This window comes from Herbaspirillum sp. WKF16, assembly GCF_028993615.1.
Lineage (GTDB): Bacteria > Pseudomonadota > Gammaproteobacteria > Burkholderiales > Burkholderiaceae_D > Herbaspirillum.
Genome location: NZ_CP118632.1, coordinates 2443957 through 2457173 on the forward strand (window position 1 = coordinate 2443957; position 13217 = coordinate 2457173).

General features: G+C 65.7%; 14 protein-coding genes. 9 read left to right on the forward strand and 5 right to left on the reverse strand.

Annotated features, from left to right (window positions below; genetic code table 11):
- Window positions 1-48 precede the first annotated feature (48 nt).
- The 6 genes from Herbaro_RS11135 (at window position 49) to Herbaro_RS11160 (ending at window position 5173) form a co-directional block, all read left to right on the forward strand.
- Complete coding sequence (locus Herbaro_RS11135; protein WP_275013888.1) at window positions 49-1479, forward strand: formimidoylglutamate deiminase; 1431 nt, start codon at window positions 49-51, stop codon at window positions 1477-1479.
- Window positions 1480-1488: 9 nt separating this feature from the next.
- The gene (gene hutG / locus Herbaro_RS11140) at window positions 1489-2289 is read left to right on the forward strand and encodes an N-formylglutamate deformylase (protein WP_275013889.1); all 801 of its coding nucleotides are present in this window, start codon (window positions 1489-1491) and stop codon (window positions 2287-2289) included.
- Window positions 2290-2494: 205 nt separating this feature from the next.
- Window positions 2495-2932 (forward strand): universal stress protein, encoded by a 438-nt coding sequence (locus tag Herbaro_RS11145; RefSeq protein ID WP_275013890.1) that lies wholly within the window; start codon window positions 2495-2497, stop codon window positions 2930-2932.
- A 186-nt stretch (window positions 2933-3118) separates the two neighbouring features.
- The gene (gene nhaA / locus Herbaro_RS11150; RefSeq protein ID WP_275013891.1) at window positions 3119-4303 is read left to right on the forward strand and encodes a Na+/H+ antiporter NhaA; all 1185 of its coding nucleotides are present in this window, start codon (window positions 3119-3121) and stop codon (window positions 4301-4303) included.
- Between the two features lie 494 nt (window positions 4304-4797).
- Window positions 4798-4923 (forward strand): hypothetical protein, encoded by a 126-nt coding sequence (locus tag Herbaro_RS11155; protein ID WP_275013892.1) that lies wholly within the window; start codon window positions 4798-4800, stop codon window positions 4921-4923.
- A gap of 73 nt (window positions 4924-4996) precedes the next feature.
- Complete coding sequence (locus Herbaro_RS11160) at window positions 4997-5173, forward strand: hypothetical protein (RefSeq protein WP_275013893.1); 177 nt, start codon at window positions 4997-4999, stop codon at window positions 5171-5173.
- 120 nt (window positions 5174-5293) lie between these two features.
- On the opposite strand, the gene Herbaro_RS11165 is transcribed toward Herbaro_RS11160, so the two are convergent.
- Entirely contained in the window at window positions 5294-6100 is an 807-nt protein-coding gene (locus Herbaro_RS11165) for a VOC family protein (protein ID WP_275013894.1), read from the reverse strand.
- 155 nt (window positions 6101-6255) lie between these two features.
- Here Herbaro_RS11165 and Herbaro_RS11170 point away from each other — a divergent pair, with 155 nt between their 5' ends.
- Entirely contained in the window at window positions 6256-8337 is a 2082-nt protein-coding gene (locus tag Herbaro_RS11170) for a response regulator (RefSeq protein ID WP_446719321.1), read from the forward strand.
- A gap of 158 nt (window positions 8338-8495) precedes the next feature.
- Here the strand turns inward: Herbaro_RS11170 and arsH are convergent, their stop codons facing one another.
- From arsH to Herbaro_RS11190, 4 genes are read right to left on the reverse strand one after another with little or no spacing between them, the layout of a single operon-like run.
- Window positions 8496-9218 (reverse strand): arsenical resistance protein ArsH, encoded by a 723-nt coding sequence (gene arsH / locus Herbaro_RS11175; RefSeq protein WP_275013895.1) that lies wholly within the window; start codon window positions 9216-9218, stop codon window positions 8496-8498.
- Window positions 9199-9627, reverse strand: a complete 429-nt coding sequence (arsC, locus tag Herbaro_RS11180; RefSeq protein ID WP_275013896.1) for an arsenate reductase (glutaredoxin) — start codon at window positions 9625-9627, stop codon at window positions 9199-9201. Before arsC ends, arsH begins: the two co-directional genes overlap by 20 nt.
- Before the next feature lie 26 nt (window positions 9628-9653).
- The gene (locus Herbaro_RS11185) at window positions 9654-10934 is read right to left on the reverse strand and encodes an arsenic transporter (protein ID WP_275013897.1); all 1281 of its coding nucleotides are present in this window, start codon (window positions 10932-10934) and stop codon (window positions 9654-9656) included.
- Window positions 10935-10947: 13 nt separating this feature from the next.
- A complete protein-coding gene (locus Herbaro_RS11190) occupies window positions 10948-11283 on the reverse strand; it encodes an ArsR/SmtB family transcription factor (RefSeq protein WP_275013898.1) in 336 nt (111 codons plus the stop codon).
- Between the two features lie 317 nt (window positions 11284-11600).
- On the opposite strand from Herbaro_RS11190, the gene paoA reads away from it, so the two are divergent.
- Together paoA and Herbaro_RS11200 are read left to right on the forward strand one after the other, a co-directional pair.
- Window positions 11601-12263: an aldehyde dehydrogenase iron-sulfur subunit PaoA gene (gene paoA / locus Herbaro_RS11195; protein WP_275013899.1), complete on the forward strand. Its 663-nt coding sequence runs from the start codon at window positions 11601-11603 to the stop codon at window positions 12261-12263.
- Window positions 12260-13213, forward strand: coding sequence for an FAD binding domain-containing protein (locus Herbaro_RS11200; RefSeq protein ID WP_275013900.1), 954 nt, complete (start codon window positions 12260-12262; stop codon window positions 13211-13213). The genes paoA and Herbaro_RS11200 overlap by 4 nt, the downstream gene beginning before the upstream one ends.
- Window positions 13214-13217: the final 4 nt, after the last annotated feature.

Below are 13217 nucleotides of genomic sequence, written 5' to 3' on the forward strand. Positions count from 1 at the left end.
GCACGCATTTGCATCAGCAGTTCCATAAAACCAACAAAGGGTGAGCACATGACAACTCACACCGGGCAAGACCCGCAAGATTCAACCGTTCCAGGCGGCCAGCTGTTTTGCCGCGCCGCCTTGTTGCCCGAGGGCTGGCGCAGCGACGTGCTGCTGCGCTGGAACGCGGCAGGCGAACTGACCGAAGCCACGCCCGGCAGCGCGCGCGGCGACGCGCCCCTGGCCGCCGGACCGGTGATCCCCGGCATGCCCAACCTGCACTCGCACGCCTTCCAGCGCGCGATGGCCGGGCTGACCGAGACCATGGGCAGCCCGACCGACTCCTTCTGGAGCTGGCGCACGCTGATGTACCGCTTCGCGCAGCGCCTGCAGCCGCAGCACCTGGAGGCGATCGCCCGCCATCTCTACATCGAGATGCTCAAGGCCGGCTACACCTCGGTATGCGAATTCCATTACCTGCACCACGGCCCCGGCGGCCAAGCCTATGACGACCCGGCCGAGCTCTCGCTGCGCGTGATGCAGGCGGCGCAAGAGGCCGGCATCGGCATGACGCTGCTGCCGGTGCTGTACCAGTACGGCGGCTTCGGCAGCGCCGCGCCGCTGGAGCACCAGGCGCGCTTCATCTCCTCGCCGCAGTGGCTGCTGGAGCTGCGCGCACGCCTGCAGCAGGCCTTGCCGGAAAACGGCATGCGCCGCTACGGAGTGGCGCCGCACTCGCTGCGCGCGGTCTCGGGCGAAGGCCTGGCGCAACTGGTGTCGGGGCTGCGCGCCCAGGCCGGCGGCGCCGATGCGCCCATCCACATCCACATCGCCGAGCAGACGCGCGAGGTCGACGATTGCCTGGCCTGGTGCGGCAAGCGCCCGGTGCAGTTGCTGCTTTCCCTGCAGGAACTCGACGCCCGCTGGTGCCTGGTGCACGCCACCCACATGTCCGACGACGAATACGCCGCCGTGGCGCAGAGCGGCGCCGTGGTCGGCCTGTGCCCGAGCACCGAGGCCAATCTCGGCGACGGCATCATCGATGCGCCGCGCCTGCTGGACGACGGCGCCCACTGGGGCATCGGTTCGGACAGCAACGTCGCCGTCGACCTGCGCTCGGAACTGCGCCTGCTCGAATACGGGCAGCGCCTGCATCATCGCCGCCGCAACATGCTCGCCAGCGAGGCGGCGCCGGCCGTGGCCGACCGCCTGTTCACGCAGGCCGTGGCCGGCGGCGCGCTGGCCACCGGGCGCAACGTGGCGGGACTGGCCGCGGGCCAGCGCGCCGATTTCGTGGTGCTTGATCCCGACGACGTCAACCTGGCCGACCGCGATCCGGAGCAACTGCTCTCTGCGCTGGTGTTCTGCCAGCATGGCGGCAACCCGGTGCGCGACGTCCACGTCGGCGGGTGCAAGGTGGTGGCCGACGGCCGCCATGCGCTGGAAGAGGGCGCGCGCGCAGGCTATCGCGCCGCGGTATCCGAGCTGTTGAAAGATTAAGGAAGAGTCATGACGCACGATGTATTCAAGCTCACGCAAGGCGCCTCGCCGTTGCTGATTTCCATGCCGCACGTGGGCACGCAACTGCCCGACGACCTCAAGCCGGCCTTCAGCGAGGTTGGCCTGCAGGTGGACGACACCGACTGGCACATCGGCGAGCTGTACGACTTCGCGCCGGAACTGGGCGTGTCCGTCATCCGTCCGGCCTATTCGCGCTACACCATCGACCTGAACCGTCCCGCCGACGGCCAGAGCCTGTATCCGGGCCAGAACACCACCGGCCTGTGCCCGCTCACGACCTTCGACAACGTGCCGCTCTACAAGCCCGGCATGGAGCCCGACGAGGCCGAGATCGCGCGCCGACTGCCGATCTACTGGCAACCGTATCACGACGCCCTGCAGGCCGAACTGGAGCGCATCAAGTCCATCCATGGCTATGCCTTGCTGTGGGATGCGCACTCGATCCGCTCGGTGATCCCGCACCTGTTCGAGGGCGAGCTGCCGGTGTTCAACTTCGGCACCGCCAGCGGCGCCTCCTGCGCGCCCGGCGTGGGCGAAGAGATGCTGCGCCTGGCGCAGCAGCACGCGCCGCATTATCCGGCAGTGCTCAACGGCCGCTTCAAGGGCGGTTACATCACCCGCAACTACGGCCAGCCGGCGCAGCGCGTGCACGCGGTGCAGCTGGAACTGGCGCAGCGCGCCTACATGCAGGAGCAGGCGCCGTACGCGCTGGACGCAGGCCTGGCCGGCACGCTCAAGCCGGTGCTGGCGCAATTCATCCAGCGCTACCTGGCGTTCAGGCCGGCCTGAACGCCTCCGGCCCGCAACGGAAAACGGCTGCCCCGCATCTCGCGGCGCAGCCGTTTTCCGTTGCGGGCGCCCGTCATTTGATCCAGCGCAAGCCCGCGGCGCATCGGCGCGCAGGGCCGCGCGCGCTTGATGCACGTCAAGCCGGGCGGGGACGCGCAGGCCTAGGATGCAGTCATACGATTTGTGTCCACCTGGCGAGGTCATCATGTTCAAGAACATCCTTTTGGCAACCGACGGATCCCGGCTGTGCAACGAGTCGGTCAAGGCCGCCATCGCGCTGGCCAAGAGCTGCGGCAGCAAGCTGGTCGGGCTCTCGGTGGCGGGCAACCTGCGCGCGCTGTCGATCCCCGAAGTGAGCGTGGGCGTCGACGTGCAGCAGGCCGACGAGGCCGGCCGCGCCAAGGCGCTGGCCAGCATCGCCATGATTTCCGACATGGCGCGCGAGCAGGGTGTGGATTGCACGGTGCAGATGGCGCAGGGCGGCCGTCCGTATGAAGAGATCATGCGCGTGGCCGAGCGCGAGCACTGCGACGCCATCTTCATGGCTTCCAAGGCGCGCTCCACCCTGGGCCGCATGCTGCTGGGCAGCCAGACGCAGAAGGTGCTGGCGCGCAGCAAGGTGCCGGTGCTGGTGTTCCGCTGATCGCGGGGTGGTTCGAACAACGAGTTGTGGTGTGGAGGGTAGGGCCGCTCTTTGTGGAGAAGAGCGGCCCTTTTTTATCCCATGGCGCCGCTCGCATCCGGGCGATTTGGAAAATCGCTCTACAGTTGGTACAGTCTCCCCTTGTTTGACGACGAGCAACATCTTAGGCAAGACAAGGAGCGCGCATTGGCCAAGACACAGGATTACAACGACGGCGGCAACGCCTTTACCCGCTTCTTCGCGCACGAGGCCGCCGGCGGTATCGTGCTGGCCATTGCCGCGGTGCTGGCGCTGGTGGTCAGCAACTCCGGCTGGCGCGATAGCTACGAGGCCTTCACCAAGGCGCCCGGCACGGTCGACATCGGCGGCCTGATCGTTTTATCCAAGCCCTTGCTGCTGTGGGTGAACGACTTGTGGATGGCGGTCTTCTTCTTCCTGGTGGGGCTGGAGATCAAGCGCGAATTCGTCGAGGGCGAGCTGGCCTCTCGCAGCCAGGCCATCCTGCCGGCGGTGGCCGCCCTGGGCGGCATGGTCGTGCCGGCCGGTATCTACGCCCTGATCAATCTTTCCGATCCGGTCGCGCTGCGCGGCTGGGCCATTCCCGCCGCCACCGACATCGCCTTCGCGATCGGCATCGTCATGCTGCTGGGGTCGCGCGTGCCGACCTCGCTGAAGGTCTTCCTGACCGCGGTGGCGATCATCGACGATCTCGGCGCCATCGTCGTCATCGCGCTGTTCTATACCGAGCAGCTGTCGCTGCCGATGCTGGCCGGCGCCGGCGTGGGCAGCTTGCTGCTGCTCTTGCTCAACCGCAGCGGCGTGCGGCGCGCCGACGTGTACCTGGTGGTCGGCCTGGCGATCTGGGTATGCGTGCTCAAGTCCGGCATCCATGCCACGCTGGCCGGCGTGGTGACGGCGCTGGCGATTCCCATGAGGGATGGCGAGGACCGGCCGCTGGCCGGGGCGCTGGAGCACGGTCTGCATCCCTGGGTTGCCTTCCTGGTGTTGCCGATGTTCGCCTTCGCCAATGCCGGGGTGTCGCTGCAGGGCATGTCGCTGGGTAGCCTGTTCGATCCGATCCCGCTGGGCATCGCGGCCGGGCTGGTGCTGGGCAAGACGGTGGGGGTGTTCGGCGCTTCCTGGCTGATGATCAGGAGCGGCGCAGCCAGCGCGCCGGCCGGCGCCAGCACGCGCCAGTTCGTGGGCGTGTGCGCGCTGTGCGGGATCGGCTTCACGATGAGCTTGTTCATCGGCGGCCTGGCCTTCCAGGGCCTGAGCCCCGACTTCGAGGCCAGGCTCAAGCTGGGCGTGCTGTGCGGCTCCATCCTGGCCGGCATGCTGGGGACCGCCATCCTGTGGCGCAAGGCATGAGGCAGACATAAGCATGCTGAATGACGGCCATCGGCCGTCAACTCCGGCGGGCGAGGGCGCGGTCACCGTTAATCTTTTATATCGTTTTCGGCATCGACGCGCCGAAAGTCGCCGATTGGCGACTGCCATGGAACTTTCCGTATTGCGACGCAGGATGTCATTGTGGCAATGGCCGCAATCCCATCCCTCTTCGCATGCCCGCATTCCCGGGCGCAATAGCTGCGGCGCGGCAAATGTTGTCACCCTGTCTTTGATTTATGACATGCGGAAATTGCTGCTGCGCGAAACAAGCCTTTGTTTACATGCAGTTTTGGCAGGAGCAAGATGGGCTGGAACCTCAAGGCCCATATGGCATCTGCCCATAGGCAACTGGTGCAAATGGCAACAGCGGCGCGCAACAAGATGATGCAAGGCAAGTTCGCCGCATTTTGATGGCTTGAGCGATAAGCGCGGTGAATATTGCGCGGTGACAATAGACGAGGAGGAGACCCCCAATGAGAATCATCGACCTGTTCATGGGATATGGCGTCCAAGCCCTGCTGTGGTACGCTCTGTACGTTTTCGTTGGCAGCTGTGCCTTCGGCGCCTACGTGTGGCGCCGCACCGGCTTGAGCCAATGATGCGCTAGAGCGGCGACGCGTGCGGCAGGGGTGCCGGACGTCGCCCCGACCGATTTCAGCAGGGGAAGGGTTCATGCATATCTGGGATAAGCTCATGTCGTGGGGCATGACTTTTCTGAGCTGGTACGTGGTCTACGTGCTGGTGGCCGGCGGCGCGTTCGCGGCGTGGCTGGTCTATCGCGTATGGCTGCAGGACGCCGCCAAGGCGCGGCACGGCCGGCAGGCGTCGCAACATCGCCGCGTGGACTGAACCCCGGACCGTTTCTTTCGCAACGACTTCATTCCCGACGGCGACGCGCGTTTGTCCGCGAGGCCGAAAACAAAAAGAGCAACCATGCGGTTGCTCTTTTTTTGTTTACCGGCGGCCACGCTATGCGTCGCTGAACTCCAGCAGCGCCTGGAAGGCCGGCAAGGCCAGCGTCAACCGGCCCGGCTCCTCCTGCAGCGGCAGGCCGAGTGCGCGGGCGCGGGCGGCGATGCCGGCCCGATCGCCGCCGCGCAGGCGAATGGCGGCGAAGAAGGCAGGGCGTGCCGGCAGGTGCGCGGCCAGGGCGCCGAAACGCGCCGCCAGGCCGGCGGCATCGCTGAACTCCAGGCCGAAGCCCGGATCCCACTGCCCCAGGCGGGCATAGTCCGCGGCGGCCCGGGCGGGGTCGGCATCGATCACCAGCAGGCTGGAGATGCCGGTGACGCCATTGGGGTGGGACATCCATTGCGCGCGCCACACCAGCTCCGGCGTCAGGTGGCGGCAGGCGTAGACGCGACCGGCGGCGAATTGGCCAGGCGCCAGGCGCACCGTCGAAAAGCGCGCATCGACGGCGCGCCCATCCACTTCCACCGGGCGCGAGAAATGCTGCACCGGCTGCGCGTCCAGCCCCAGCGCGATCCAGCGGTCATGGCAGGCCGGCACGTCGTCCACCGCGTAGACCAGGCCGTCGATGCCGAGTGGGCTGTCCAGAATCTCCTGGCGCACCTTCTCGCTGTCGCGCGGCTGGCCGATCAGTTCCAGGTAACCGCCGGCCAGTACCACCAGATGGTTGACCGAACCCAGCGTGTGATGGCCGCGCGGAGTGACGATGAAGCCCAGTCCCTCCAGCAGCGCGTGGGCGGCGTCGATGTCGTAGTGGGTGTTGAGGACCAGGTGGTCGAGGCGGGCAGGGGGCGTGTTGGCGGTCATGGCGGCGCGGGCGAGTGAAAGCGGCAAGGCGGCAGCATAACCGACATCGGGAACATTCGCCCGAGACGGGTCGTCGGAGGATGAAGCCGGGCGGCTTCGATGTTATTCTCGCCACTCCCGGCGCAAGCTCGCAACCTGACGTGGAAAGGCCCAACTTGGACAAGGAACTGGCATCGGCGAGCCGCGCTTCGCTGGAGCAGGAAGTCGCACTGAGCAGGTTGCGGCGCCAGGCGCTGTTCGAAGCGATCGACGACGGCTTCTGCATCATCCGCTTCATCGACGGGCCGCATGGCCCCTTGAGCGATTACATCCACATCGAGGCCAACTCCGGCTACGAGCGCCATACCGGCATCCGCGACATCGTCGGCAAGCGGCTACGCGAGATTGAACCCGAGCACGCCGATACCTGGATCGAGATCTACGGCAGGGTGCTGCGCACCGGCGAAGCCGTGCGCTTCGAGCAGGAATTCGTTGCCGCCGGTCGCTATATCGAAGTGTCCGCCACTCGCGTCGGCCCCGAGGAAATGGGGCAGGTGTCGGTGCTGTTCCGCGACGTGACGGCCCGCAAGAAAACCGAGGCCGCGCTGCGCGACAACGTGCAGCGTGTGCAACTGGCGCTGGCGGCCGGCGCCATCATCGGCACCTGGCTGTGGGATGTGCCGGCCGACCGTTTCAGCGTCGACGATGGCTTCGCCCAGGCATTCGGCTTCGACTCCTCCATGGGCCGCAGCGGCCTCAGTCTCGAACAGGTCATCGAGACCGTCCATCCCGACGACCGCGCCGGCCTCATCGCCGCCATCGAAGAAGCCTTCACGCGCGGCGGCGCCTACGCCCACCAATACCGCACCCGGCGCCAGGACGGCAATTACTACTGGCTGGAAGCCAACGGCCGCGTCGATCTCAATGCGGACGGCACGCCCAGCCAGTTTCCCGGCGTGCTGATCGACATCGATGGGCGGCGCGCCGTGGAAGCCGAACGCGACCGCGCGCTGGCCGCCCTGCGCACCCTCAACGAAACGCTGGAGCAGCGCGTGGAAGAGCGCACCGCCGCGCTGCTGACCGCCGAGGAAGCATTGCGCCAGTCGCAGAAGATGGAAGCCGTCGGCCAGCTGACCGGCGGCCTGGCACATGACTTCAACAATATCCTGGCCGGCATCGGCGGCAGCCTGGAGCTGATGAAGATACGCCTGGCCCAGGGCCGCATCGGCGACATCGACCGCCACCTCAACGGCGCCCAGGCCGCCGTCAAGCGCGCAGCCGCCCTGACGCAGCGCCTGCTGGCCTTCTCGCGGCGCCAGACGCTCGACCCCAAGCCATCCAACCTGAACCAGATCGTCGCCGGCATGCACGAACTGATCGGACGCAGCATGGGACCGTCGATCGCCGTCGAAACCGTGGCCGCCGGCGGTCTTTGGAGCGCCTTCGTCGACGTCGGCCAGCTGGAGAACGCGCTGCTCAACCTGTGCCTCAACGCGCGCGACGCCATGCCCAACGGCGGCAAGCTCACCATCGAAACCGCCAACCGCTGGATGGACGATCTGGCCGCCGCCCAGCGCGGCCTGCCGGCCGGGCAATACTTGTCACTGTGCGTCAGCGACACCGGCACCGGCATGTCGCCGGACGTGGTGGCGCGCGCCTTCGATCCCTTCTTCACCACCAAGCCGACCGGGCAGGGCACCGGGCTGGGCCTGTCCATGGTGTACGGCTTCGCCGGCCAGTCCGGCGGCACCGCGCGCATCTATTCCGAGCTGGGGCGCGGTACCATGATCTGCATCTACCTCCCGCGCCACCTCGGCGAAGGCGCCGCGGAAGACGCCTGGCCAATCGAGGAACCATCCCCGGTCGCGGCCGGCCGCAAGACCATTTTGCTGGTCGACGACGAACCGCTGGTGCGCATGGTAGCCGTCGAGGTGCTGGAAGACCTGGGCTATTTCGTGGTCGAAGCCGAAGACGGCCCGGCCGCGCTCAAGGCCCTGGCCGCGCATCCCGTCATCGACTTGCTGGTCACCGACGTCGGCCTGCCCAATGGCATGAACGGCCGCCAACTGGCCGACGCCATCCGCGAGCGGCGGCCGGAACTGCCGGTGCTGTTCGTGACGGGCTACGCCGAGAACGCAGTGCTGAACCACGGCCACCTGGAACGGGGCATGCAGGTGCTGACCAAGCCGTTCTCTGCCGATGCGCTGGGGCGGCGGGTGCGGGATTTGATTGGTGAAGATGGGCAGGCTGGTGGGTGAGGCTTGGCGGACGACGTCTATTGGCGTTTGATGGCTGGCGATGCCTCTGATTGGCAGGCCCCGGGGTTCGCCCGGGCATCTTGGCCTAACTCAATACGACATTTTACATAATACAAATTATGCGAATATAAGAAGATCCATTCGGCATATGCAGCCCTTCATATATCCGCCTGCATCGTCCGCTTCGACAAGTCCGCGGCAGTTTCACGCCGCTCACTGTATCGATCGGTCAGGAACGTTGAAACGTCCCTGGTCAGCAGCGTGAATTTGAATAGCTCCTCCATCACGTCCACGACACGGTCGTAGTATGGGGACGGTTTCATCCTGCCGGCGTCATCGAATTCCTGGTGCGCCTTGGCGACCGACGACTGGTTCGGAATCGTCAGCATCCGCATCCAACGTCCCAGTACACGCATCTGATTGACGGCGTTGAACGACTGCGAGCCGCCCGACACCTCCATCACGGCAAGCGTCTTGCCCTGGGTTGGCCGAATTGCTCCTTGCGATAATGGAATCCAGTCGATCTGCGCTTTCATGATGCCCGTCATGGCGCCATGACGCTCGGGTGAACTCCAGACCATCCCTTCGCACCAGTTCGCCAGGTCCCGCAATTGCGCGACCTTGGGATGCGTGTCGGGCTCGCTGTCCGGCAGCGGCAAGCCGCGCGGGTCGAAGATCCTGACTTCACCGCCGAATGCCTCAAGTAGACGCGCCGCCTCCATCGTCAGCAGCCGGCTGTATGAGCGCTCTCGAATGGAACCGTACAGCAGCAGGAAGCGCGGCCGATGGCTGGAGGAGCCGATTTTCGCGAAATCCGCAGCAGCGGGAAGCCAGAACAGGTTTGGCTCGATATTGGGCAGGTCACCGGTCGGATGCGACACGCTGGCCCTCCCCGTTGATAACGGCTTCGCCATCTTCCTTGGCAAATGCGCCTTGCTGCGGATTGTCCAGGATGTCCAGCACCAGTTCGGATGGGCGGCACAGACGCGTGCCTCTGGCGGTTACGACAAACGGTCGGTTGATCAGGATGGGATGTTGCAGCATGGCATCGAGCAACTGGTCCTCCGTCAGCGCGGCGTTATCCAGGCCCAGCTCCGCGTAAGGCGTGCCTTTTTGACGAAGCGCATCGCGTACGCTCAGGCCGGCGTCGCGGATCAGGCTGGTCAGCCGCTGCCGGCTCGGTGGGTGCTGCAGGTATTCGATGACGATCGGTTCTTCTCCGCTGTTGCGGATCATGGCCAATGCATTGCGCGATGTGCCGCAGGCCGGGTTGTGATAGATGGTGATCATGATGTTCGCGGGATGGTGAGAGGTCGCTATTGAAGTCGGATGGCCAGCGCCGCAAGGGTGGCCAGCAGTACCGGAATCGTAAGCACGGCGCCGACGCGGAAGTAGTACCCCCACGAGATGTGGAGTCCCTTCCGATCCAGCACATGCAGCCACAGCAGCGTCGCCAGGCTGCCGATCGGCGTGATCTTGGGCCCGAGGTCGCAGCCGATCACGTTGGCATAGATCATGGCTTCGCGGGCCACGCCATGCGCTGTCGTGGCGTCGATGGACAGCGCGCCTGCCAGCACCGTCGGCATGTTGTTCATGACCGAGGACAGGACGGCCGTCAGGAAACCGGTTCCCAGAACAATGGCCCATACGCCGTGTCCTGCCAGACTGTTGAGCAGCTGCGTCAGGTGTCCGGTCAGGCCGGCATTGCGCAAGCCATAGACGGTCAGGTACATGCCGAGGGAGAAAAAGACGATCTGCCATGGCGCGCCTTTGATGATCTCGCGAGTTGGGATCACCTGCCCTGCGGCTGCTGCCGCCAGCAAGATGGCTGCTCCGGCAACGGCCACCAGGCTGATCGGAACGCCCAGTCCTTCCAGCCAGAAGAACCCCAGCAAGAGCAAGCCCAGCACCCACCATCCGACGATGAACGTCGCCCGGTCGCGGATGGCCTCGGCTGGAGCATCCAGCTGTGTCGCGTCATAGGTCGCCGGAATGTCTTTCCGGAAGAAAACGCAGAGCGCCAGGAGTGTCGCGGCTACGGCCACCAGGTCGACCGGCGCCATGATGCTGGCGTAGCGAGCGAAACCGATCTTGAAGTAATCGGCCGTAACGATGTTGACCAGGTTCGACACCACCAGCGGCAGGCTGGCCGTGTCGGCGATGAAGCCGGCCGCCATGACGAAGGCCAGGGTCGACTGCGGCGAGAAGCGCAGCGCCTGCAGCATGGCGATGACGATCGGCGTCAGGATCAAGGCGGCGCCGTCGTTGGCGAAGATCGCCGAGACGGCGGCCCCGAGCAATACCAGCAGTAAGAACAACCGCCGCCCGTCCCCCCTTCCCCAGCGCGCCACATGGAGCGCAGCCCATTCGAAAAAGCCGGCCTTGTCCAGCAACAGGCTGATGATGATGACGGCAATGAAGGTGGTGGTGGCATTCCAGACGATGTGCCACACCGTTGGAATATCGGCCCAATGGATCACGCCGCATGCCAATGCCACGGCGGCGCCGCCGCATGCGCTCCAGCCGATGCCCAGGCCTCCGGGCTGCCAGATGACCAGTGCAAGGGTAAGCAGGAAGATGACCAGCGCGGCCAGCATGATCGCTCTTGCCTTATGTCGCCGAAGCAGCCGGGGGACGGCATGCATTGACGGGCGAGCACACGTTGCCGGCGCAGCAGTTCTCGGTGAGAAAACCGAGCACGCCGTTCATGACCTCAAAATCGGCCGAATAGATGACGAAACGCCCTTCCTGCCGCGACGTCACCAGACCCGCGTGCGACAGCTCCTTCATATGGAAGGACAACGATGACGGTGCAATGTCCAACGCCTCGCCGATCTTGCTGGCGGCGCAACCTTCGGGGCCGACCTGCACCAAATGGCGAAAGATGCCCAGGCGGGACTCCTGGGCCAGCGCGCCCAGGGCTGTGATGACGGCCTGTGTTTCCATGGTTAGCCTCGTTAATTCAATATTTCAATTATTATTGAAATATAGTTTTATAACAAGGCGAAATTTTGGCGCGTCCTCTTTGCCGGCAGTCAGGCGTATCTGCGATGAGGCGTTGCGCCTGCAGGGATTGCAAGAATGGCATGCCGCGTAGCGCTGCCTGAATGCAAAAAAATCCATGGGTCTGCCCACCTTCAGGCACTAAATCCCAAATAAACGTTCTCCTATCCTGGCGAGCATCACTTCGCCAGCAATCCCAACCGGTTTTCTCGCACCAGAAGAAACGGACATTCCCAGCCAACCAGCCATCAGGAGGTCCTATGGACGCTTTTCGCGATGTGACGATCTCGCGGCGCAACCTGCTTATTGCAGGCGCCCTCTCGGCCACGGCCGCCGGCCTGCCAAGCTCTGCCGGCGCCCAGGCCGGCTCCCCCTCTCCTTCTTCCGCGCCGGCGGGCGGCCCCGGGCCCGCCAGGGCCGGCGTGTCGCTCACCATCAACGGCAACAAGCACAGTCTCGATGTGGACACGCGCACCACGCTGCTCGACCTCCTGCGCGAGAACCTGCACCTGGCCGGCACCAAGAAGGGCTGCGATCACGGCCAGTGCGGCGCCTGTACGGTGATCGTCGACGGCCGGCGGATCAATTCATGCCTGAGCCTGGCAGTGATGCACGAGGGCGCCGAGGTCACCACCATCGAGGGCCTGGGCGACAAGGACAGGCTGCATCCCATGCAGGCGGCCTTCATCAAGCACGACGGTTACCAGTGCGGGTACTGCACGCCGGGCCAGATCTGCTCTGCCGTATCGGTGCTCAAGGAAATCAGGGACGGCGTCCCCAGCCTGGTCAGTCCCGACCTGGCCGAGCCGCCCAAGCTGAGCGATGCCGAGATCCGCGAGCGCATGAGCGGCAACATCTGCCGCTGCGGCGCCTACTCCAACATCCTGGATGCGATCAACGAAGTCGCCGGGAGGCAGGCATGAGGGCCTTCACCTACCAGCGCGCAAGCTCTGCCGCCGAAGCCGCAGCGGCCGTGGCGCGGGCCCCCGGCGCCAAGTTCATCGCCGGCGGCACCAACCTGCTCGACCTGATGAAACTGGAGATCGAGACGCCGGTGCATCTGGTCGACGTCAACGGCCTCGGCCTGGACAAGATCGAGGGCACCCCGGACGGCGGCTTGCGCATCGGCGCGCTGGCGCGCAATACCGACCTGGCGTCCGACATGCGCGTGCGGCGCGATTACGCGGTGCTGTCGCGCGCCCTGCTGGCCGGCGCCTCGGCGCAGCTGCGCAACAAGGCCACCACTGCCGGCAACCTGCTGCAGCGCACGCGTTGTCCCTATTTCTACGACACCAACCAGGCGTGCAACAAGCGCCGGCCAGGCAGCGGCTGCTCGGCTGTCGGTGGCTTCAGTCGCCAGCATGCCATCATCGGCGCCAGCGCCGCCTGCATCGCGACCTTCCCCAGCGACATGGCCGTGGCCATGCGCCTGCTCGACGCCAGTGTCGAGACCGTGCGCCCCGACGGCAGCACGCGCGTCATTCCCATCGCCGACTTCCACCACCTTCCCGGCAATACCCCGCATATCGAAAACGCACTGGTGGCCGGCGAGCTGATCACGGCCGTCACCTTGCCCCGCCCGCTGGGCGGCACGCACCTGTACCGCAAGGTGCGCGACCGCACTTCCTATGCCTTCGCGCTGGTCTCGGTGGCCGCCGTGATCCAGCCCGACGGCCGCGGGCGGGTGGCATTGGGCGGCGTGGCGCACAAGCCGTGGCGGGTCGAAGCCGCGGAAGCGGCATTGCCGCAAGGAGCCGCCGCCGTTTCGGCGCGCCTGCTGGCCGGCGCCGCGCCCACGCACGAGAACGAATTCAAGATCACTCTCGCCAAGCGCACGCTCGCCGCGGTGCTGGCCGAAGCGAAGAAAGGCTGATGCC

Bases quoted from the DNA above. Each gene is read 5' to 3' on its own strand.
- Herbaro_RS11190 (WP_275013898.1), bottom strand. From the start codon at position 11,283: ATGGAAACACAGGCCGTCATCACAGCCCTGGGCGCGCTGGCCCAGGAG.
- Herbaro_RS11135 (WP_275013888.1), top strand. From the start codon at position 49: ATGACAACTCACACCGGGCAAGACCCGCAAGATTCAACCGTTCCAGGC.
- Herbaro_RS11200 (WP_275013900.1), top strand. From the start codon at position 12,260: ATGAGGGCCTTCACCTACCAGCGCGCAAGCTCTGCCGCCGAAGCCGCA.
- Herbaro_RS11185 (WP_275013897.1), bottom strand. From the start codon at position 10,934: ATGCTGGCCGCGCTGGTCATCTTCCTGCTTACCCTTGCACTGGTCATC.
- arsC (WP_275013896.1), bottom strand. From the start codon at position 9,627: ATGATCACCATCTATCACAACCCGGCCTGCGGCACATCGCGCAATGCA.
- Herbaro_RS11155 (WP_275013892.1), top strand. From the start codon at position 4,798: ATGAGAATCATCGACCTGTTCATGGGATATGGCGTCCAAGCCCTGCTG.
- Herbaro_RS11145 (WP_275013890.1), top strand. From the start codon at position 2,495: ATGTTCAAGAACATCCTTTTGGCAACCGACGGATCCCGGCTGTGCAAC.
- paoA (WP_275013899.1), top strand. From the start codon at position 11,601: ATGGACGCTTTTCGCGATGTGACGATCTCGCGGCGCAACCTGCTTATT.
- Herbaro_RS11165 (WP_275013894.1), bottom strand. From the start codon at position 6,100: ATGACCGCCAACACGCCCCCTGCCCGCCTCGACCACCTGGTCCTCAAC.
- Herbaro_RS11160 (WP_275013893.1), top strand. From the start codon at position 4,997: ATGCATATCTGGGATAAGCTCATGTCGTGGGGCATGACTTTTCTGAGC.
- hutG (WP_275013889.1), top strand. From the start codon at position 1,489: ATGACGCACGATGTATTCAAGCTCACGCAAGGCGCCTCGCCGTTGCTG.